Source organism: Synechococcus sp. R60.1 (assembly GCF_047461835.1).
Classification (GTDB): Bacteria; Cyanobacteriota; Cyanobacteriia; order Thermostichales; family Thermostichaceae; genus Thermostichus.
The window spans coordinates 35763-56239 of the sequence record NZ_JANSIA010000002.1 but is presented as its reverse complement, the minus strand read 5'-3'; the positions used below and the strand labels follow the sequence as shown (position 1 = coordinate 56239).

General features: G+C 58.7%; 19 protein-coding genes and 1 tRNA gene. 13 read left to right on the top strand and 7 right to left on the bottom strand.

Annotated features, from left to right (window positions below):
- The coding region (gene petD / locus NW834_RS00785; protein ID WP_011433236.1) for a cytochrome b6-f complex subunit IV at positions 1-512 on the bottom strand (512 nt) is incomplete at its 3' end.
- A 98-nt stretch (positions 513-610) separates the two neighbouring features.
- The gene (gene petB / locus NW834_RS00780; RefSeq protein ID WP_041436518.1) at positions 611-1258 is read right to left on the bottom strand and encodes a cytochrome b6; all 648 of its coding nucleotides are present in this window, start codon (positions 1256-1258) and stop codon (positions 611-613) included.
- A gap of 188 nt (positions 1259-1446) precedes the next feature.
- Between petB and NW834_RS00775 the strand changes: the two genes are divergently transcribed.
- From NW834_RS00775 to NW834_RS00760, 4 genes are all read left to right on the top strand, one after another.
- Positions 1447-2724: a S41 family peptidase gene (locus NW834_RS00775; protein WP_414419483.1), complete on the top strand. Its 1278-nt coding sequence runs from the start codon at positions 1447-1449 to the stop codon at positions 2722-2724.
- A 154-nt stretch (positions 2725-2878) separates the two neighbouring features.
- Entirely contained in the window at positions 2879-3433 is a 555-nt protein-coding gene (locus NW834_RS00770; RefSeq protein ID WP_414341991.1) for a phycobiliprotein lyase, read from the top strand.
- Positions 3434-3449: 16 nt separating this feature from the next.
- Entirely contained in the window at positions 3450-3962 is a 513-nt protein-coding gene (locus NW834_RS00765; RefSeq protein WP_011433231.1) for a tetratricopeptide repeat protein, read from the top strand.
- A 145-nt stretch (positions 3963-4107) separates the two neighbouring features.
- The gene (locus NW834_RS00760; protein WP_414419484.1) at positions 4108-5448 is read left to right on the top strand and encodes a hypothetical protein; all 1341 of its coding nucleotides are present in this window, start codon (positions 4108-4110) and stop codon (positions 5446-5448) included.
- Positions 5449-5571: 123 nt separating this feature from the next.
- Here NW834_RS00760 and NW834_RS00755 read toward each other — a convergent pair whose 3' ends face one another.
- The gene (locus tag NW834_RS00755; RefSeq protein WP_011433229.1) at positions 5572-5889 is read right to left on the bottom strand and encodes a DUF3067 family protein; all 318 of its coding nucleotides are present in this window, start codon (positions 5887-5889) and stop codon (positions 5572-5574) included.
- 183 nt (positions 5890-6072) lie between these two features.
- Between NW834_RS00755 and NW834_RS00750 the strand changes: the two genes are divergently transcribed.
- Positions 6073-6591, top strand: a complete 519-nt coding sequence (locus NW834_RS00750; RefSeq protein WP_011433228.1) for a cytochrome b6-f complex iron-sulfur subunit — start codon at positions 6073-6075, stop codon at positions 6589-6591.
- 122 nt (positions 6592-6713) lie between these two features.
- The gene (locus NW834_RS00745) at positions 6714-7697 is read left to right on the top strand and encodes an apocytochrome f (protein ID WP_414419485.1); all 984 of its coding nucleotides are present in this window, start codon (positions 6714-6716) and stop codon (positions 7695-7697) included.
- 64 nt (positions 7698-7761) lie between these two features.
- Here NW834_RS00745 and NW834_RS00740 read toward each other — a convergent pair whose 3' ends face one another.
- Complete coding sequence (locus tag NW834_RS00740) at positions 7762-8574, bottom strand: PhzF family phenazine biosynthesis protein (RefSeq protein WP_414419497.1); 813 nt, start codon at positions 8572-8574, stop codon at positions 7762-7764.
- A 244-nt stretch (positions 8575-8818) separates the two neighbouring features.
- Here NW834_RS00740 and groES point away from each other — a divergent pair, with 244 nt between their 5' ends.
- From groES to NW834_RS00705, 7 genes are all read left to right on the top strand, one after another.
- The gene (gene groES / locus NW834_RS00735) at positions 8819-9130 is read left to right on the top strand and encodes a co-chaperone GroES (RefSeq protein ID WP_414380983.1); all 312 of its coding nucleotides are present in this window, start codon (positions 8819-8821) and stop codon (positions 9128-9130) included.
- Between the two features lie 90 nt (positions 9131-9220).
- Positions 9221-10855, top strand: a complete 1635-nt coding sequence (gene groL, locus NW834_RS00730) for a chaperonin GroEL (RefSeq protein ID WP_011433224.1) — start codon at positions 9221-9223, stop codon at positions 10853-10855.
- Between the two features lie 338 nt (positions 10856-11193).
- The gene (locus tag NW834_RS00725; protein ID WP_414419486.1) at positions 11194-11988 is read left to right on the top strand and encodes a DUF429 domain-containing protein; all 795 of its coding nucleotides are present in this window, start codon (positions 11194-11196) and stop codon (positions 11986-11988) included.
- Positions 11989-12103: 115 nt separating this feature from the next.
- Positions 12104-13267, top strand: a complete 1164-nt coding sequence (locus NW834_RS00720) for a GuaB3 family IMP dehydrogenase-related protein (protein ID WP_414419487.1) — start codon at positions 12104-12106, stop codon at positions 13265-13267.
- 41 nt (positions 13268-13308) lie between these two features.
- Positions 13309-13380, top strand: a tRNA-Val gene (locus NW834_RS00715).
- A gap of 299 nt (positions 13381-13679) precedes the next feature.
- Positions 13680-15260 carry an iron uptake porin gene (locus tag NW834_RS00710; RefSeq protein WP_414419488.1) on the top strand — a complete coding sequence of 527 codons (1581 nt, stop codon included), beginning with the start codon at positions 13680-13682 and terminating at the stop codon, positions 15258-15260.
- 444 nt (positions 15261-15704) lie between these two features.
- Complete coding sequence (locus NW834_RS00705) at positions 15705-17288, top strand: iron uptake porin (RefSeq protein WP_414426198.1); 1584 nt, start codon at positions 15705-15707, stop codon at positions 17286-17288.
- A 127-nt stretch (positions 17289-17415) separates the two neighbouring features.
- On the opposite strand, the gene NW834_RS00700 is transcribed toward NW834_RS00705, so the two are convergent.
- The 3 genes from NW834_RS00700 to NW834_RS00690 form a co-directional block, all read right to left on the bottom strand.
- Positions 17416-18255, bottom strand: coding sequence for a DUF6671 family protein (locus NW834_RS00700; protein WP_414426197.1), 840 nt, complete (start codon positions 18253-18255; stop codon positions 17416-17418).
- 69 nt (positions 18256-18324) lie between these two features.
- Complete coding sequence (locus NW834_RS00695; protein ID WP_414426196.1) at positions 18325-20031, bottom strand: SulP family inorganic anion transporter; 1707 nt, start codon at positions 20029-20031, stop codon at positions 18325-18327.
- Between the two features lie 90 nt (positions 20032-20121).
- Positions 20122-20388, bottom strand: a complete 267-nt coding sequence (locus NW834_RS00690) for a hypothetical protein (protein ID WP_255344550.1) — start codon at positions 20386-20388, stop codon at positions 20122-20124.
- Positions 20389-20477: the final 89 nt, after the last annotated feature.

Sequence of the window (20477 nt, the reverse complement as noted above, 5' to 3'; positions counted from 1 at the left end):
TAGAACAAGCCCAAGGTGACCCACTTATCCAAGGGCAAGGTGGCACCTATGCCCAGGTAGAGGGTGACCAAGGTGCCGATCAGGAACACCGTTGTCGCCACTGGGCGGCGCAAGGGGTTTTGGAACTTGTTGACGTTTTCGATGAAGGGCACAAACAAGAGACCCACAGGAATGGCAGACATCAGAGCAATTCCCAACAGCTTGTTGGGAGCAATCCGCAGGATGTGGAAGGCGGGGTAGAGATACCATTCCGGCAGAATTTCCAGAGGCGTAGCAAAGGGATCCGCCGGCTCCCCTACACCTGCCGGATCCATGACTGACAGGCCAACGATCACTCCAATAGTGCCCAGGATCACCACCGGAAACATAAAGAGCAAATCGTTGGGCCAAGCGGGCTCACCATAGGTCATGTGGCCCATGTTTTTCTTCAGCTTGGCTACAACTTTGGGGTTGTCTAGATCAACCTTGCGGGTAATGGCCTCGGTCGCTATCACCTGTTTTGAGACGGCCATGGGAGTTCTCCTTATCTAGGGACAAAAGTTCTGAAAAAGTGGCAGGTAAAGATCCCAGTTACCAGGAAAGTCAAAGGCGTCTGGGAGTCAAACCTTGCTCACAAAGGCCCAGAAATGCCTTGGCGGCGGATCATCAAAAAGTGCATGGTCATAAAGACCGCGGTCAGCCAGGGTAGCACGAAAGTGTGCAAGCTGTAGAAGCGAGTCAGGGTAGCTTGACCAACCGCTTCGCCACCCCGGATCAGTTGCACCAACAAGTCGCCCACCACCGGAATGGCACTGGGCACACCTGAGACGATCTTGACTGCCCAGTAGCCCACCTGATCCCAGGGCAGGGAGTAGCCGGTAACGCCGAAGGAGACGGTCAGCACCGCCAAGATTACACCGGTTACCCAGGTCAGCTCGCGGGGCTTCTTGAATCCCCCCGTCAGGTAAACCCGGAAGGTGTGTAGGATCATCATCAGCACCATCATGGAGGCACTCCAACGGTGGATGGAGCGCAGCAGCCAGCCGAAGTTCACCTGGGTCATGATGTAGTTCACCGACTCAAAAGCCTCGGCCACCGTCGGACGATAGTAAAACGTCATGGCGAAGCCGGTGGCAAACTGAATTAAGAAGCACACCAGCGTCACCCCGCCGAGGCAGTAGAAGATGTTAACGTGAGGCGGAATGAATTTTCCCGTTGCGTCGTCGACGAAAGGCGTAATCTCCAGCCGCTCGTCCAACCAGTCGTAAACTTTGCTCATAATGTCTGCATTTTTTGAAGTTGGCTCTCGAGGGCGGGGCAAGCCCACTCTCCTCAGCAATGTAACACAATCTTTTAACACCATCCTGGCGCCGGGCTCAGCTTGGGAACCAAGATCTTGATCCCAGTAGGCCAGACGAGCTTTTGATATTGCGTTTTGTTCATGTTTCTTAATGTTTTTTGGGATCGATGGTTGTGCAGAAGCCGAGATACACAGGGATCCTTTGGAGAGGGTGGGGGATCCGCCTTGTCTTGCTTGGGTGTTTGCTCTGGGCGAGTTTGGCCATAGGCCCCTGTCCGGTGCAGGCCAGCCGTTGGGGAGAAGAGCAGCAACTGCTGGCGCAGGCTTGGGCCTACGTGGATCGGGCCTACGTGGATCCGGGGTTTAACGGGCAAAACTGGTGGCAGGTGCGGCAGCGGTTTCTCTCCCGGCCCCTGAAGGAGCGCAAGCAGACTTACCAGGCCATCGAGGAGATGTTGGCCACTCTGGGGGATCCCTTTACCCGCTTTCTGGACAGAGAGCACTACCTCAGCCTGCAGACCTCTACAGCCGGCGAGCTGAGTGGTGTCGGCTTGCAGATTGCTATCGACGAGCAAGGCGCTGTGCGGGTGATTGCCCCCATGGAGGGCACTCCTGCCGAGCAGGCCGGGATCCAACCCCAGGATGAGATTTTGGCGGTGGATCGGGTGCCGGTGGCGGGGCTGAGCCTGGACGAAGTGGCCGAGCGGATGCGGGGGCGCAGCGGCACGCCGGTTACTTTGAAGCTGAGGCGGCAGGATCGCATTTGGGAGGTGGAGCTGGTACGCCAATCGATCACCATCAACCCCGTGCGCACCCGTTTTTTTGAGCTGCCTCAGGGATCGGTGGCCTACATTCGCCTCAGCCAGTTCAACGGCAATGCTGCCGCTCAAGTCCGCCAAGCCATTCGGGCCGCAGAAGCTCAAGGGGTGCGGGGCTACATTCTCGATTTGCGCAACAATCCGGGGGGACTCTTGCAGGCGGCCATTGAGATCGCCCGCTTCTGGATCCCCAAGGGTGACATTGTGCTGGTGACGGATCGCCACGGCATTCAAGACAGCATTCCCGCCACCGGCGAGGTGCTCACAGAGGCGCCGCTGGTGGTCTTGGTAAATCAGGGCAGCGCCAGTGCCAGTGAAGTGTTGGCCGGGGCACTTCAGGATAGTGGGCGAGCCCAACTGGTAGGAACGCGCACCTTTGGCAAGGGTCTGATTCAATCCCTGCTGGAGCTGGCGGATGGCTCGGGGCTGGCGGTGACCACGGCCAAGTACCTTACCCCCAGCGGCCACGACATCCATCGCCAGGGGATCCAGCCCGATGTGGTGGTGGCGGAGGGATCCATTCCTCTGACGGCAGAAACCTTGGCCGGGCCGGAGGACATCCAGCTGCAGCGAGCCTTGGAGTTGTTGGGGCAGACCCAAGGGATCCCGGTGGCCAAAAGCGGGTGAGGGAGGAGATCCCGCTCCAGACCCAGATCTCAATCGTTGGCATTAGGATTTGGATTCCTGTTTATTTTCAATTCGTTTTAGGATCAGAGGCAGGGTTTTCTGGGCCACTTCTCGGCTCCAGCGCCGGTTTCTGACTCTGTCCGCTCCCGCCCGCATGAACGCCATCCAGAAATTTCACCACTTTTTCAACTGCTGCATTGGGGCTTGGCGCACAGAGCGCACCTACCATTACCTAGACCGTGGCGAGGTGGAGCGCTCCCGCACCGAGTTCACTATTCGCACTCTCACCCCTGAGCTCAAGCACAAGGTGCTCACCGACAACAACTACCCCAACCACAACGTGGATGGTTTTTTGGGCTTTCACTTGGCTTTTGAGACCGTTTCCGAAACGGGGGAGGAGGCCGGGCAAGAGCTGAACATGCTGTTTGTCCCTCGGCAGGAAACCCCCCTGGGGCTGCAGGGAGACTACCTGCGGGATCGGGCCTACGAGGAAGATCGCCCGATGGTGGCGGCTTTCCGGTTTGATCCCGGATCCCTGCAACTGGTGATGACCACCACCTACACTCGTGTGGTTGCTGTAGATACCATCACTCTACTGAATCCGCGCCTGCGCCTGCGGCAGATCCTTACCTACCAACGTCCCCCTCAGGGTCAGCCTTTGCAGGAGCTGTTGCTGGTGGGGTTTGGGGTAGAACAGAAGCTGACCTAGCCTGCGGATCCTGAGCATGACGCTTCCCAAAGACCTGAGATTGTCTCAGCACTTGGCTCTGATCCAGTTGAGGTTCGAGCGAGGACAATACCGGCAGGCGCTAGAGGAGGTTAAGCAGGCCCAAAGCCGCTATCCGCAGTCGGGTAAGCTACGGCTCTGGCAGGCCCTGGCCCAAGAAGCCCTTGGCGAAACGCAGGAGGCCATCCTGTTGGCCCAAACCTTGCTGCGCAACCCAGATCCAGAAGTTGCCCAGCAGGCTCGCTATGTCTTGGGTATCTGGCAAGCCCCTCGTCTGCGGCGTCCAGCGGAGTGGTTGAGCGAAATTCCCGATCTCAGCCGGCTGGAGGAAGCTGATCCCCCAGAGTACCGCTTGGCCTATGGGCGCTCCCAACGCAAAGGCCCTTCCCCAAGATCTGGGGATCCCCTCAGCCGCCGGGCAGCGGATCCCCCGTTGGACACTAAGCCCCTCATCTGGGTGTTGATCGGGATCCTCTCGACCCTGCTGGCCGTGATGGCTTGGCTGCCCTAGAGGCGGGTATAACCCTCGCCGCTGCTGGGTTAGTGGGGAGATACTGGGAATAGAGGAGACGCTAGGTCTAGCTCAGGGGAGAGGATCTGCGTCCTAGGGATCCCAAAGGCTCCTCGACAATGGGGGCGGAAAGCGGAGGTTTAAAGTGGCTACACAAACATTGGTGATGGATGCAGTGGAGCAGTTGGGCCTGCGGGTCACCTTGGGAGATATTGCATCCAGCACGGGCTTAGCTTTACACGAGGCCAAACAAGAGCTACTGAATTTGGCCCAAAAGGCGGAGGGGCATCTCCAGGTTTCCCGGCAGGGGGAGATTACCTATGTTTTCCCGCCGGATTTTCGCAGCATTCTCAAGCGCAAGGAGCAGCAGGATCGGCTAGCAGCCCTGCGTCGCCGGTTGTGGGGGGGCTTCCTCTATGGGCTGCGCATCTCCTTCGGCATCCTGCTGGTGGTGTCGATTGTCTTGGTTGTCCTAGCGTTGATTGCCTTGCAAATGGCCAGCAGCCGCGAGCAGGACAATCGCAGCCGATCGCGGGGGATAGGGTTTTATTACTTCCCCAACCTTTGGATCGGCAACCCCTTCTGGGATCCCTATCCCTACTATGGCAGCTACTCCGGTCGGACGCGCCCCCGCCAGCCGCAAAAATCCGAGCTGAACTTCCTGGAAGCGGTGTACAGCTTCCTCTTTGGGGACGGGGATCCCAATGCCAACCTGGAGGAGGAGCGCTATGCCCTCATCGGCCAACGGATCCGCGCCAATGGGGGGGTGATCGCAGCGGAACAGGTGTTGCCCTACCTGGATGTGGAGCCGGGATCCCCGGCCTTGGAATACGAAGATTACATGCTGCCCATTTTGCTCAAGTTCGACGGCCAGCCGGAGGTCAGCGAGGATGGGGACATTGTCTACCGCTTCCCAGAGCTGCAGGTGGCCGCCTCAGAGCGTGATCCCAAGAGGATCCCCGAAGTGTTGCAGGAGAAACCTTGGGTGTTCAGCCGGGCCACGCCTGGTCAACTGACCCTGGCAGGGGGTTTGGGAGTTCTCAATTTCTTTCTGGCCGCCATTCTCTATGGGGCACGGGAGGAGGTGGCAGCGGCAGCCGGCAGCAATGCTTTTTTGGCCTTCATCTACCCGTTGATCGGCTTCCTCTTCCTCTACGGCACGCTGTTTTTGGCGGTGCCCGCCGTTCGCTGGCTAGCCTTGCAAATCCGTAACCAGGGAGTGGAGCGTCGCAATCGTGTCCGGCAGCTTTGGCGAGAGCATCTGCAGCATCCCACAGAGGCGCTGCTGCGCAAACTCAACTTTGCCCGCCGCTTCCGCCGTCAAGAAGTTGTGCAAGAGTCGGACACCATTTACTCAACCGACCGGGATTTGATCGAGCAGCGGGACTACCGTCTGGACGAGCCGGCATTCCGCCAACTTTTGGAATCCGAAGCTCAGCAGGATCGCCCCGAAACCGAACAAGTGCGCAAGCCGCGTCCCCTCTAGAGAGGTCATGGCCGTTGGGCAAACTCCCGGTCTGCCGTTTGAGCTGAGACCCATTCGAGTTTCTTGCCCAGCCGGAGAATCCGGCGCTTGGGTTTGCTTGGACTTCTTTCTCCCCAGGAGAACTCACAACAACCACTCGGAGACTCGCTCCCCCACCTTCTGCAAATCCAGAGGAATGGCCACCGCTTTGCCCATACGGGGTCTCTGACGGGTGGCTTCGATTTCCCGACGCACCGCTTCCCACACCCCCCAAGCCTGCAAATGGGCCAGCACGTTCTCCAAGTGGGCCAGATACTCGGCCTCGCTCAAGGGGAAGGAGGGCTGCTCCAGGTAGCGCCACATCACCAGCAGCACCACCTTCTGCTGGATACGCCGCAACTGTACGTCGTAGGAATAGCCCCACTTCTCGCGCAACAAAGCTTGAAAGTCGGATCCCTTCATCAGACTTGTCTGAGGCTGGCTTGGATCTGGCTCCAATCGCGCTGGGTGGGCCGCTCACCTTGGGAAGGAAGGCCACGGCCTCTTACAGCGTTGCATTTCTTAACGATATTGGCCAGAGGGGTCGGTTAGGATGATGTCGCTTGTCAACGAACGTTAAAACTTCTCAGGTCTGCATTTGCCATTATGACGGAAGCGGTTAGCAACTTTGAAGCGCCCCCCATGAGCCGGCGGGTTCTTCTCAATGCCCTGCTCAGCGGCTCTGTGGGAGTCGTGGTGGTGGGCGCCCTCTACCCGGTGGTGAAGTACTTTATTCCGCCCTCTGCCGGTGGAGGGGGGGAAGGCCTCATCGCTCAGGACGCCCTCGGCAAGCCCATCAGCGTCAGTGAACTGTTGGCCACCCATGCCGCTACGGATCGGGTGCTGGCCCAAGGTTTGAAGGGGGATCCCACCTACATCGTGATCGACAACGGGGCGGTGGCCAACTATGGCCTCAACGCGGTTTGTACCCACCTCGGCTGCGTGGTGCCCTGGAATGTGGGGGAAAATTTGTTTAAGTGCCCTTGCCACGGATCCCAGTATGCGGCCAATGGCAAGGTGATCCGGGGACCGGCTCCCCGCTCGCTGGAGCTGGTGAGCGCCACTGTGGATGGCGACAACGTCCGCTTCAGCCCTTGGCAAGGCCCCGATTTCCGGGAAACCTAAAGGGCAAGGGATCCCGCTGGCTGTGCCGGCTTTTGCCGAACGATTTGGGGCAAATTGTCGAGATGGCTGTTCCAAGACTGTGTCCTAAACCTGTGATGGAAATTCATTCTGAGCTGAGAGTTATGAAGCGAATCTGCTTGGCCTTCTGTGGGCTGCTGCTGTTGCTGGGGATGGGGGCACGTCCGGCGGCAGCCTACCCCTACTATGCCCAGATGGCCTACGACAACCCCCGCGAGGCGACCGGAAAAATTGTCTGTGCCAACTGCCACCTGAACGCCATGCCCACTCGCGCCGAGGTGCCCCAGGCAGTCACCCCCGGCCAGGTGTTCACCATCAAAGTTGGGATCCCTTATGACCTGAGCAAGCAGCAGGTGCTGGCAGACGGCAGCAAGGGTGGGTTGAATGTGGGCGCGGTGGTGGTCTTGCCGGAGGGCTTCCGTTTAGCCACCGAAGCCGAGATGACCGAGGAACAACGGCAAGAAACTGCCGAGACCTACATCACCCCCTACAGCGACGCGAAGCCCAACATCCTCCTGGTCGGGCCTTTGCCGGGCGAGCAGCATCAAGAAATCGTCTTTCCAGTGGTGGCCCCTGACCCGAAAGAGGATCCCTCGGTGGCCTTCATGAAGTATCGCGTTTACATTGGGGCCAACCGGGGTCGCGGTCAGCTCAACCCCGACGGCAGCCTCAGCAACAACAACGTTTTCCGCGCTCCGGCCACCGGGCGTCTAGTCAACATCGCCACCCTCAACTCCGATATCAGCGATCTGCCGGCTGAATTGGCCAGCCTGGTGCCCCCGGAATACGAGCTGCCGGGCACGCGGGTTCTCAGCTTCGAGAGCGAAAGTGGGATCCACAACCTGGTGGTGCCACCTGGGCCGGAGCTGGTGGTTGCCGTTGGCGACAGCGTCAAAGAAGGGGATCCCGTCACCAACAATCCCAATGTGGGCGGCTTTGGCCAGGTGGAGCGGGATCTGGTGCTGCAAAGCCCGGATCGGGTGAAATGGCTGGTGGCCTTCCTGGCAGCCATTACCATTACCCAGGTGCTGTTGGTGCTGAAGAAAAAGCAGGTGGAGCTCATTCAAGCCGCCGAAATCCTCGGCTAGCTCAAGCTCTTTCCTAGCCTGCACCTCGGAAGCATATCCGGGGTGTTTTTTGTTCGGTAGGGTTCTAAGGTAGCCTCAGCTCTCCTCTGATCACCTGCACAGCCTGCCCGGCAATCTCCACGCGAGAGCCGAGATCGCGACACCAGAGCTCCCCGCCGCGGCTGGATAGCTGGTGGGCCTGTAACTCAGAGCGACCCAGGCGTTTGGCCCAATAGGGCATCAAAAGACACTGGGCGGATCCCGTCACCGGATCTTCCGGGATCCCCAGCCGAGGAGCGAAAACGCGGCAGACGAAATCCGGCCCATCCTCTAGATCCGCCCCAGAGGCTGTGACGATCAACCCCGGAACGGGGAGCGCTTGAACCTGGGCCAGATCCGGTTGCACCTGCTGCACCTGTCCCGCCGAAGCCAGCACCGCTACCCCCATGTCCCCCCGGTATAGCTCCACAGGTGGGATCCCCAAAGCCGCTGCCACCTGCTCCTTGGCTTCTGGCCAAGGTTCCGGGGTTTGAGCAGGAAAATCCATGGCCAGGCGATCCCCTTGCCGCCGCACCTGCAACAGGCCACTGCGGGTGGAAAAGGCTACCCTCTCCGCCTCAGGATGCACCTCCGTCAACAGCACATAGGCGCTGGCCAAGGTGGCGTGGCCACAGAGATTCACCTCGGTGGTGGGAGTAAACCAGCGCAGCCCATAGTGGGGAACCTCGCCCTGGGATCCCTGGGGAAGTAAAAAAGCCGTCTCCGACAAATTGTTCTCTGCGGCAATGGCCTGCATCAGCGCCTGCGGCAGCTCCTGAGGCAGCAAACACACCGCCGCGGGGTTACCTGCAAAAGGCACTGCCGTAAACGCATCCACCTGAAACAACGGGATCCACACCTTCTCAACCAAGCCCAACTCAGGTCATGATCCCACAGCAGACCCCAAAGTAGGGGGATCCGCACCCCGACCGTACCCGCCAAAAGCGGGATCCCACCGACAAAGGCTATTGTCAGGCCAGAAAGTTGGCTGATAAACTAGCACTCGTAAGTCGAGAGTGCTAAGTCGCTTCCCTTCGGGGAAGTGGAGCTAATGGAAATGAAAACTTCAGCTTCGTGCTTTAGGATCACGGAGGACATTTGTCATGGCTGCAGTAGCTCTTAACGTCTCTACCCTGAAGCCGCTGGGCGACCGCGTGCTGGTCAAAATCGCTCAGCAGGACGAGAAAACCGCAGGTGGGATCTTCTTGCCGGACACTGCAAAGGAAAAGCCCCAGGTGGGGGAAGTGGTTGCTGTTGGCCCTGGCAAGCGCAATGACGACGGCAAGCTGATCCCGATGGAACTGAAAGCCGGCGACAAAGTGCTCTACTCCAAGTACGCCGGAACCGAGGTCAAGCTGGGCAGCGACGAATATGTGCTGTTGGCCGAGCGGGACATTCTCGCCATTGTTCAGTAATGGTCAGTGATTCAGCAGCAGTTCAACGAACGATTGAATCCTTGAGACTCTGTTTCACCCTTACCTGCATTTGCATCGGAGAGGTTGACTATGGCCAAATCAATCATCTTCAGTGAAGAAGCCCGCCGCGCTCTAGAGCACGGCATGGATATTTTGGCAGAAGCCGTAGCCGTTACCCTGGGTCCCAAAGGGCGCAACGTCGTGCTGGAGAAGAAGTTTGGCGCCCCCCAAATCATCAACGACGGGGTAACCATTGCCAAAGAAATCGAGCTGGAAGACCACATTGAGAACACAGGCGTTTCCTTGATCCGGCAGGCGGCTTCCAAGACCAATGACACGGCTGGGGATGGCACCACCACGGCCACGGTCTTGGCTCACGCCATGGTGAAAGAAGGTCTGAAAAACGTGGCTGCCGGCGCCAACCCGATTGCCCTAAAGCGGGGGATCGACAAGGCGGTGAAGTTCTTGGTCGACAAGATCGCCGAGCATGCCCGCCCGGTGGAAGATTCCAAAGCCATTGCCCAGGTGGCGGCCATTTCCGCCGGTAACGATGAAGAAGTGGGCCGTATGATTGCCGAGGCCATGGACAAGGTGGGCCGCGAAGGGGTGATCTCCCTGGAAGAAGGCAAGTCCATGACCACCGAGCTGGAAGTGACGGAAGGGATGCGCTTCGACAAGGGCTACATCTCCCCTTACTTCGTCACCGATACCGAGCGGATGGAAGCGGTTCTGGAAAACCCCTACATCCTCATCACCGATAAGAAGATCACCCTGGTGCAAGACCTGGTACCGGTTCTGGAGCAGGTGGCCCGCGCCGGTCGTCCTCTGCTGATCATCGCCGAAGACATCGAGAAAGAAGCGCTGGCTACCCTGGTGGTGAACAAGCTGCGGGGTGTGCTGAGCGTGGTAGCGGTAAAAGCCCCTGGCTTCGGGGATCGCCGCAAGGCTATGTTGGAAGACATTGCCATCCTGACCGGTGGTGAGGTAATCAGCGAAGAGCGCGGCCTGAAGCTGGAGAACGCTCGCCTCGATTCCTTCGGCACTGCCCGTCGCGTCACGGTGACCAAGGACAACACCACCATCGTGGCGGAAGGCAACGAAGCGGCCGTGAAAGCTCGTTGCGAGCAAATTCGCCGTCAAATTGAGGAAACCGACTCCACCTACGACAAAGAAAAACTGCAAGAGCGCCTGGCCAAGCTCTCCGGCGGTGTGGCAGTGATCAAAGTGGGCGCGGCCACTGAAACCGAGATGAAAGACCGCAAGTTGCGCCTGGAAGATGCCATCAACGCCACCAAAGCGGCGGTAGAAGAAGGGATCGTTCCCGGCGGCGGCACCACCTTGGCACACCTGATCCCGGTGGTAACCGAGTGGGCGCAAGCCAATCTGTCCGGCGATGAACTGGTGGGGGCCAACCTGGTCGCCCGCGCTCTGGGCGCTCCGCTGCGCCGCATTGCTGAGAACGCCGGCCAAAACGGCTCCATTGTGCTGGAGCGGGTGAAAGACAAGCCCTTCAACACCGGCTACGATGCTCAGAACGACGCCTTCGTGGATATGTTCGAGGCGGGCATTGTAGACCCGGCCAAGGTTACCCGTTCTGCCCTGCAAAACGCTGCTTCCATTGCGGGGATGGTGCTGACCACTGAAGCGATCGTGGTGGACAAGCCGGAGCCCAAGACCAACACACCGGCAAGCAGCGGCAGCGGCATGAGTGACTACGACTACTAATCCGTTGACCGCCACAGCGAGGTGGATCCCTGAGGCTCACCGAAGAGCCCATGGGCACTTCGCTTCCTGGCCAGGCATCTTGGATGAATCTTTCGGGATCCCCTGGTGGGATCCCTTTTCTTGTGGATTTTCATCAAGACGCAGGCAATCCGGCGGGATCATTCCCAACGACCGTGAGACAGCAGCGAAACTGTTTGTGATGCTGATCCCTAACCCCTTTTCTCAGAGGGAGAGGGGCTGGGGGTGAGGGCGCCGGAGCCATGCAATCGGGAACTGCCTCAAACTGGCTCTTGGAAATGGCTTTGATCTGTCGAACTTGAGGAAAAGGGGAAGGCGGTGTGGCTCAGTTGATTTGCATTGGCCTGGATCTGGCTTGGTCGCCCCGCAACCCTTCCGGTCTGGCCACGCTGCGAGTCCAGCTCGGGGATCCCGGCAGGCAGAACTTGACAGGCCATCTGGTCGATAGCCGCATTCTCCAAACGGATGAGGAGATCCTGGACTATATTCAAGCTCAGGCGGGCGAAGATCCCTGCTTGGTGGCGGTGGATGCCCCCCTGCGCGTCCCCAACCTCAGCGGACAGCGACGGGCCGAGGCCGAACTGAACCGGGTGTTTCGCGCCTATGCAGCCGGGGCCCACCCGGCCAACCGCCGGTTACTGGCAAAGAACGGCCAAGTCAGAGGAGAAGCCCTGGTGCAGGCTCTCTCGCGCTATGGTTTTGGGGAGCAGGCCAGCATCGAGCGAGGAAAACTTACCCGCCAAGTGACCGAGGTCTTCCCCCACAGCGCCTTGGTCAGCCTCTTTGGCCTCAGCCGCACCCTGAAATACAAGGCCCGCCCTCGACGCACCTGGCCGGAACGGCAACAAGCTTGGCAACTTTACCAGCATCATCTGCGCTCTCTGGCTGCCGCTGACCCGGCTCTCCAGGATCACGAAGAGCTGCTCCAAGTGAAGGTGGGATCCCTCAAGGGCCGTCGACTCAAAAACTACGAAGATCAGGTGGATGCGTTGATGTGTGCCTACATCGCCCTCTACGGGTTCCGCTGGGGATCCGAGCGCTGCCGCAGTTTCGGCAACCTGCAAGAAGGGCACATTTTCACGCCCTTGCCCCCTCGAACCTCTGAGGCTGATTGAGACCCGCTCCGGGATCGCAGGTGGAAATCCCAACCAGAAGAACAAAACTCTCGCTGGCCTTGGATCCCTCCTTGGCGGCATGATAAAAACAAGGGATCCGCAGAACAGGGGAAAAATGGACGTGCAACTGGGCCGCAATCGGCAGGCAAGACGCGCTTACGGGCTGGATGAAATCGCGCTGGCCCCAGGCAGACGAACGCTGGATCCCAGCCTGGTGGATACCCACTTCACCCTGGGAGGGATCCAACGGCAAATCCCCATCATCGCCAGCGCCATGGATGGCGTGGTGGATGTGCGAATGGCCATTTTGCTCTCGGAGCTGGGAGCTTCCGGGGTGTTGAACCTGGATGGCATCCAAACCCGCTACGCCGATCCCGATGAGATTTTGGATCAGATTGCGTCGGTGGGCAAAGACGAGTTTGTGCCCCTAATGCAGCGCCTCTACAGCGAGCCGGTGAAGCCAGAGCTAATCCAAGAACGCATCCGCCAGATCAAAGCTGCTGGCGCCATTGCCGCCGCTAGCTGCGTGCCCGCCCACGCCGCCCAATACGGCCCCCTGGTGGCTGAAGCCGGGGGGGATCTGTTTTTCGTTCAGGCCACGGTGGTTTCCGTTCACCACAAGGTTCCCGAAGGCATGGAACTGCTGGATCTGGCCCAATTTTGCCGGTCGATGCCCATTCCTGTTGTGGTGGGCAACTGCGTTACCTACGATGTTGCCTTGGAGCTGATGCAGGCCGGAGCTGCCGGTGTCTTGGTGGGGATCGGCCCTGGCGCTGCCTGTACTTCCCGAGGCGTGTTGGGGGTGGGAGTGCCGCAGGCTACGGCCATCGCCGACTGTGCCGCTGCACGGGAGCAGTTTTTGGCGGAAACCGGCGCCTACGTTCCCATCATTGCCGATGGCGGATTGGTGACCGGCGGCGATATTTGCAAGGCCATCGCCTGTGGAGCGGACGCAGTGATGATCGGATCCCCCTTGGCCCGCGCCTATGAGGCCCCCGGTCGCGGCTTTCATTGGGGCATGGCTACCCCCAGCCCCATCTTGCCCCGCGGCACCCGCATCCGCGTGGGATCCACCGGCACCTTGGAAGAAATCTTGCGCGGCCCCGCCCGCCTGGACGACGGCACCCACAACCTCTGGGGTGCTCTGCGCACTAGCATGGCCACCCTGGGGGCTGCCAATCTCCGAGAAATGCAGCAGGTGGAGATCTGCATCGCCCCCTCCCTCCTGACCGAGGGCAAGGTGTACCAGAAGGCGCAGAGCTTGGGTATGGGGAAATAGTCCTTTGGGAATGCTAAACTCGGTGGACTGGGATCCCTCGGGGGCGGTTAGCTCAGCGGTAGAGCGCCTGCCTTACAAGCAGGATGTCACTGGTTCGAGTCCGGTACCGCCCATCCCCACCGGAGCTTGCAGCTTGAGAGCTCTGTCTCAGTTTGAGATACACCCGCTAGCCAGAGCCGGATCCCTGAGGTAGAGTAGTGGATATCGAGCCTCGATCATCTACCGCAGTTGGGTCTTGCATTGAGTCTCGCGCAGAAAGTGTGTAAAGTGGTAGACGATGTGGACTTCGGCTGTATCATGTCTTCCCAGAGTCCGCGATTGCCAGGCTCGTTGTTGAGGTAGGCAGTTTGTCGCTTCCATGAGGACACTTCTACAGCCAAAAAGGTGTGAGGAAAAGAACAAGGAGAGAAACATGCCCGCGAAACACGCGAACTACTGGAAAACGCTGCTGGCCGGCACTCTGGGTGCAGCAGCGATCCTGACCCCTGGAGTGGCTTATGCCCAAGCTACCGGGCCGGTCACCTCCATCTCTGAGCTTTCGGATGTGCAGCCCACCGACTGGGCCTTCCAAGCCCTGCAATCCTTGGTGGAGCGCTACGGTTGTATTGCCGGCTACCCTGACCGCACCTTCCGCGGCAACCGGGCTATGACTCGCTTTGAGTTTGCCGCCGGTATGAACGCCTGCTTGGATCGCATCAATGAGTTGATTGCAGCCGGTTTGGCCGACAAAGTCTCCAAGGAAGACTTGGCCACTCTGCAGCGCTTGCAAGAGGAATTTGCTGCTGAGCTGGCAGCCCTGCGCGGGCGGGTGGATGCGGCAGAGGCTGAGATTAACGATCTGAAAGGGAAGATCTTCAACCCAGTTACTAAGCTTAACGCTCAGGTCATTACCGCAATTCTTGGTAGCGCTCTTACAGAAGACCGGGTCGTACAAGGAAGAGTGGTAGCCGAGCAAAATCAGGCAAACATGACTCTTCCCTATCGGGTACGCTTGAACTTCGATGCTTCTTTTGTGGGTCGCGATCGCCTGCGCATTCGTCTCCAAGCTCGCGATGCGGTAACCACCTTCTTTGAGGGTGACCCAGGTGTTGGCTTCCAGGGGGGTGCGGGTGGTACCTTCACCCTTGCCCAGCTGGTTTATCAATTCCCTGCTTTCGACCGCGCTGCTACCATCTACACAGGTATTACAGGTACAGGGGTGTCTAGCGTTCTGCAGTACAGCACGCCCTTTGATGCTCTGTCGGACTTTGCCGATGCTCCCAACTCTACGGCAGATGTGCCCAGCGGAACCCTATTTGGCTTCCGCTATCGCCTGAGTGACCAGTTTCGTCTGTCCTATGCCTACAGCACCAGAAGAGGGCAAGCCTTGGGGAGAGGCTTTGGCGACAGTGGCTTGACAGGTGATGATAGCGCCCACGTCGTTGAGCTGGGCTTCTTGCCGACAAAGGGTCTGGAGTTCTACCTCCAATTTGCTTCCACCTACCTGCAGCAGGCGAACGACGGCCCCACCTTCCTGGCCACGGGTAAAAGTCTCTTCCGTGGACCGGTAAGAGGAACTCGGGTAGATGTCTCTGCACGGGTGAATGCTTTTACGTTCGCAGCCAACTGGGAGATCAGCCCTCGCATTACCTTGTCTGGCTGGTTTACGGCTGGCAATGTGGATTACAACCTGCCCAATGTGGTACCGGCTGGTACTGTTGATCCGGGAGAGGAAGACTTTAACGGTTTCCTCCTTGGCTTTGTTTTCCCCGACCTCTTCGTGGAGGGTGCCAAAGGTGGTATTGTGTTTGGCCAGCCAATTGTGACTGCCGACAACGATGGAGTGTGGGATACTCGCCCCTTCGTTGTGGACGTCTACTACAGCTTCCCGGTCAACGAGTACATTACTCTAACGCCTGCTGCCTACTTTGTGAGCAACCCCAATGGCGGCAGACCCGGAGACAACGACCCAACCATTGGCGTGGGGGCTTTGCGAGCTGTGTTTACTTTCTAGTTCCTAGCTCCTCACGCTTACAGCCAAATTGCCAGGCAGGGATCCACTACGGTGGATCCCTTCATTGAATAAGAATAATCAACTCCTCTGTGGGGATAAGGATGCTGGCATTGAAGAGCTTGAGGTTGAGCTTAAGACGAGGCCATGGGCTACAAAAAGCGCACTGCGTGAGATCTGCCCAGGTCTTTGCCACAGGCTCGGTGTAGGTGTGAGAATGGCGGGAACAGATACCCATGTCTTGGCCACAGATGTGGGGACACCGCATTAACTGTAGGGCAGACCGGACAGCAAGAGGATGTGGACTTCGGCTGTATCATAATCTCCACACCATGTCTTCACCGAAGTCCGCAGTTGCCAGACTTGTTCTTGAGTTAGGCAATTGGTTACCTCTAGAAGACATCCCTACAGCCAAAAAGGTGTGAGGAAAAGAACAAGGAGAGAAACATGCCCGTGAAACACGCGAACTACTGGAAAACGCTGCTGGCCGGCACTCTGGGTGCAGCAGCGATCCTGACCCCTGGAGTGGCTTATGCCCAAGCTACCGGGCCGGTCACCTCCATCTCTGAGCTTTCGGATGTGCAGCCCACCGACTGGGCCTTCCAAGCCCTGCAATCCTTGGTGGAGCGCTACGGTTGTATTGCCGGCTACCCTGACCGCACCTTCCGCGGCAACCGGGCTATGACTCGCTTTGAGTTTGCCGCCGGTATGAACGCCTGCTTGGATCGCATCAATGAGTTGATTGCAGCCGGTTTGGCCGACAAAGTCTCCAAGGAAGACTTGGCCACTCTGCAGCGCTTGCAAGAGGAATTTGCTGCTGAGCTGGCAGCCCTGCGCGGGCGGGTGGATGCGGCAGAGGCTGAGATTAACGATCTGAAAGGGAAGATCTTCAACCCAGTTACTAAGCTTAACGCTCAGGTCATTACCGCAATTCTTGGTAGCGCTCTTACAGAAGACCGGGTCGTACAAGGAAGAGTGGTAGCCGAGCAAAATCAGGCAAACATGACTCTTCCCTATCGGGTACGCTTGAACTTCGATGCTTCTTTTGTGGGTCGCGATCGCCTGCGCATTCGTCTCCAAGCTCGCGATGCTGTGACTGAGTTCTTTGATGGGGATCCCGGCCTTGAGTTTGGCGGCCGTGGCGGCGGCACTTTCACCCTGGCCAAGCTGATCTACCAATTCCCAGCTTTCAACCGAGCAGCTACCATCTACACGGGTATCGTTGGCTCAGGTGTGTTCGATGTATTCAACTACAGCACACCCTTCGAAGCTCTCTCCGACTTTGCTGATGCTCCCAACTCCACGGCGGACGTGCCAGGTGGAGCTCTGTTTGGCTTCCGCTACCGACTCTCGGATCAACTACGCTTGGCCTACAGCTACAGCACCAGGAACGCTCAAGCCTTGGGCAAGGGCTTCGGCGACAGCGGTATAACCGGTAGCGACAGTGCCCACGCGGTGGAGCTGGGCTTCCTGCCGAACGAAAACCTGGAGATCTACCTGCAGTTTGCCAGTACCTATCTGCAGAAGGCAAACGATGGCCCTGAGTTCTTGGCCAACGGTACAGCCCTTTTCCGTGGCCCTCTGCGGACGACGACGGTAGATGTTTCTGCCCGTGTCAATGCTTTCTCGGTGGCAGCCAACTGGGAGCTTAGCCCTCGAATTACCGTATCCGGCTGGTTTACTGCTGGCAATGTGGATTACAACTTGCCCAACGTGGTACCGGCTGGCACCATTGATCCGGGTGATGAAGATTTCAACGGGTTCCTGTTTGGCTTTGCTTTCCCGGATCTCTTCATTGAGGGTGCTCAGGGCGGTGTGGTGTTTGGCCAACCGATTGTCAGCACCGAGGAGGGAGTTTTTGACAGCCGTCCTTTCATCGTGGATGTTTACTACAGCTTCCCGGTGAACGAGTACCTCACCCTTACCCCGGCAGCCTACTTTGTGAGCAATCCCAATGGTGGGCCTAGCAAGTCTGGGGATACCGATCCAACCATCGGCGTGGGTGTCTTGCGAGCTGTGTTTACTTTCTAGTTCTTAAAATCCCTGCGCTGACATCCAAGTTGCTAAGTAGGGATCCACTGGGTTGGATCCCTATTTTCTTACATCAGCCCCTCTGGGGGGATGAAAGCCTGGGCTTGACGTCAAGCTTGGGACAAAGCTAGGGATTACAAAAGGCACACTGAGCGGGATCCGCCCAGGGCTCTGCCACAGGCTCGGTGTGGGTGTGGGAACAGCGAGCACAGCCATATACCCAAGCCTTGGCCACGGGGGTGGGGGCGCCACATTGGCCGCAGGGCAGTCCAGAGACCGAGCGGATCTGCCAGTAGCCAGGAGTGCCGCAGGCCGGGCACAGGCTTTGGGCTTTGGCGATTAGGTTTTGGGTGGCGGCTGCGATGACTTGGAGCCGGGTTGGGTTGTACAGGGCCCGCATGTCGGTTTCCAGATGCAGGCCACCCTGCCGAGCCAGCAGCTCCCCCACCACCTGCTTCAGGGTTGCTTCGTCTTGGATTCCTTTGTGGATAACCTGGGGCTTTTCTGGCCGGTCGAGGGCGATCAGGGCATGCTGGGGAAAACCCGCCCTTTGGGCAAAGTCCAGCGCTTCTGCCCAGCTCTGCACCCAGCGATGGCTGAAATTGGTTTGGGTGCTCTCTGCATAGCCGACCAGCTCCAAGGGCTCCGCGCCGGGTTTAAAAACCCTGAGCATGACCCACTCCTGATTCCAAGGGATCCAGGGGATCTGAGGGTGGGGGCCAAAGGACCCCTCGCTGGCCAAGCCCAGAGCTTCAGGATGATCCTGCAAAGCCCTTGCAATCTTCAGGCGCAGAGTGTGGATGGGATCCCCCGGTCGGGGCCGCTCCCGCGAGAAGGTGCCCAGTTGGTCGGTGTCGAAAGCTACTACTTGAACTTGGATCCCCAAATGTTCGGCCAAGAGAGGGCCGATGACCTGCTCTTTGCGATGCATGGTTGCCAAGTAGGCGACCCGACCCTTCCATTGCATAGACTCAGACTTAACCTAGATCTGGCAAACGGATCCCGCAGCTTTGTGGCTCAGGCCAATTGGGGTTACTCAAACCAGGGGACTGGCCTCGAGCGGCAAGCCCAACTGGGCAACAGCCTCGGCCAAAGCCACCTCACGGCTGTCCACAAACCGCTCTGGGGGCAGCGGCAAATGTAGGTTTTCCAGGCGCTGCCGGATCCGGCCCTTGGCCCCAACAATCCACACCTGTTTGCCCCGATCCAGGGCCTCGCGAATGGCATTTTCCAGGGATAGCGTCGCCGAAACGCCCAGCATCGGCACATCCGACAAATCCAGCACCAAGGCTTGGCAGGAGGCCACCGCCTGATGTTGGCGGGAAATGGCTTGGGAAACCCCGAAGATCATCGGCCCGCTCAGGTAAAACAGCAACACCTGCCCGCATCCCTGGCGCAGCAATTCCCTCTCACGGGGAGTGAGATCCACCGCATCATCGGCATCGGTAATGGCTTTCACCTCTTCGGAGTGGATCTCGCTGAGGCGTTGAATGGTGAGCAAGTTGGCCACAAACACTCCCACTCCCACTGCAGCGATGAGATCCACAAACACCGTCATGAACATCACTCCGTACATGATGGCTGCCCCTTTGAGGGAAAGGCGGTGGGCCCGCTTGAGGAAGCTCCAGTCGAGGATATCCACCCCCACCTTAAGGGCGATCCCTGCCAGCACCGCCATTGGGATCCCTTGCGTGAGGGGAGCGGCAAACAGCACCACCATCAGCAGGATTAACGCTCGGGTAATGCCGGCTAGAGGGGTACGTCCGCCCGACTGGATGTTCACCACTGTGCCCATGGTGGCGCCGGCTCCCGGCAGCCCTCCCATGAAGCCGGACACCAAGTTAGCGATCCCCTGCCCGATCAGCTCTTGGTCGGAGTCGTGGCGGGTGCGGGTGAGGTTATCAGCAATGACTGCCGTCAAGAGGGTATCGATGCAGCCCAGCATCCCCAGCACCACCCCATCCAGCACCAAGTTGGCCAGGGAAGCAAAGGGCAACTGCGGCCACTGCAACTGCGGCAAACCGGTGGGGATAGGGCCAATGCGCCGCAAATCCCAATCGGCCATGAACAAGCTGGCCACCAGCGTTCCCAACACCAAAGCCACCAACTGCGGCGGCACCACCCGTCGCCAGGGCTTGGGATAGCCAAAAAGGATGGCAAGCGTCAGCAGCCCCAGCCCCAGCTCTGGCATCTTGAGGTTGAGCAGGTAGGTCGGCAGGTTCTGCACCGCCCCAATCACTCCCCCCTGGCTGGCGTGGCCCAGCAGCGGCGGGATCTGCAGCAAAATCATGATCCAGCCGATCCCGGACATAAAGCCGGAAATAACGCTGTAGGGCATGAGGGTGATGTATTTACCCAGTTTCAGGGATCCAAACAGGATCTGAAATAAGCCCCCCAGCATCACCACGGTGAAGGCCGGCCCCAGCCCCTGCTCCGGGTAACGAGCTGTAACATTAGCAACCACCGCCGTCATCATCACAGTCATCGGCCCGGTGGGTTCGGAGATGAGCGTGGGCGTACCCCCAAACAGAGCCGCAAAAAAGCCCACGCATACTGCTCCGTACAAGCCCGCCACCGGCCCTGCCCCCGAAGCCACCCCAAAGGCCAAGGCCATCGGCAAGGAAACAATCGCTGTCGTCAGCCCGCCGAAGAGATCCCCGCGCCAGTTGTCTAGGCTCAGACGTCGGTGCCAATCCAGAAATCTCTTGCCGCCGGACTGTTGTTCTTTCGCTTGGCTCAGCATGCCCCAAAGCCCTCGACGCTATGGGCAGCCTATCATTGAACGTTACTATAGAGATCATGCTAGAGAATAGATTTTCTTCTATAGTTTCCCTCAAGGATTCCCCTCCAAGCGAGGGCATGGGGCTTGAGCCGGTAGAGTTGTGTGAAAGTGAGAGTAGTCCACATAGCGATGCCCATTGCTGTCCAGGTGGAGAATATCGGCAAATCGGTGGTTCCAGAGAATCTCATCGGCCAAGTAGGAGTGGCGAGCATGGATGGTTTGGGAAAAGGTGTCGTCGATGCCGGTCAGGGTAATGATCAGCTCCGCTTGGCCCACCTGTAAATCTCGATCCATGAGGCTGTAGAGAGGGCCGCCGATGAACCACCGAGCCTCTCCTACTGGAAGTCAGCCAGCCTTCACAAAGGGCGAATGGTAGACTGGGAATACAAAAGCTTTCTGCTCAATTC

What these genes read in the sequence shown, in the direction of transcription:
- groES (WP_414380983.1), top strand. Translation starts at nt 8,819, where the DNA reads ATGGCTGCAGTAGCTCTTAACGTCTCTACCCTGAAGCCGCTGGGCGAC.
- NW834_RS00700 (WP_414426197.1), bottom strand. Translation starts at nt 18,255, where the DNA reads ATGCAATGGAAGGGTCGGGTCGCCTACTTGGCAACCATGCATCGCAAA.
- NW834_RS00695 (WP_414426196.1), bottom strand. Translation starts at nt 20,031, where the DNA reads ATGCTGAGCCAAGCGAAAGAACAACAGTCCGGCGGCAAGAGATTTCTG.
- NW834_RS00745 (WP_414419485.1), top strand. Translation starts at nt 6,714, where the DNA reads ATGAAGCGAATCTGCTTGGCCTTCTGTGGGCTGCTGCTGTTGCTGGGG.
- groL (WP_011433224.1), top strand. Translation starts at nt 9,221, where the DNA reads ATGGCCAAATCAATCATCTTCAGTGAAGAAGCCCGCCGCGCTCTAGAG.
- NW834_RS00710 (WP_414419488.1), top strand. Translation starts at nt 13,680, where the DNA reads ATGCCCGCGAAACACGCGAACTACTGGAAAACGCTGCTGGCCGGCACT.
- NW834_RS00705 (WP_414426198.1), top strand. Translation starts at nt 15,705, where the DNA reads ATGCCCGTGAAACACGCGAACTACTGGAAAACGCTGCTGGCCGGCACT.
- petB (WP_041436518.1), bottom strand. Translation starts at nt 1,258, where the DNA reads ATGAGCAAAGTTTACGACTGGTTGGACGAGCGGCTGGAGATTACGCCT.
- NW834_RS00720 (WP_414419487.1), top strand. Translation starts at nt 12,104, where the DNA reads ATGGACGTGCAACTGGGCCGCAATCGGCAGGCAAGACGCGCTTACGGG.
- NW834_RS00775 (WP_414419483.1), top strand. Translation starts at nt 1,447, where the DNA reads ATGGTTGTGCAGAAGCCGAGATACACAGGGATCCTTTGGAGAGGGTGG.
- NW834_RS00750 (WP_011433228.1), top strand. Translation starts at nt 6,073, where the DNA reads ATGACGGAAGCGGTTAGCAACTTTGAAGCGCCCCCCATGAGCCGGCGG.
- NW834_RS00765 (WP_011433231.1), top strand. Translation starts at nt 3,450, where the DNA reads ATGACGCTTCCCAAAGACCTGAGATTGTCTCAGCACTTGGCTCTGATC.
- NW834_RS00770 (WP_414341991.1), top strand. Translation starts at nt 2,879, where the DNA reads ATGAACGCCATCCAGAAATTTCACCACTTTTTCAACTGCTGCATTGGG.
- NW834_RS00755 (WP_011433229.1), bottom strand. Translation starts at nt 5,889, where the DNA reads ATGAAGGGATCCGACTTTCAAGCTTTGTTGCGCGAGAAGTGGGGCTAT.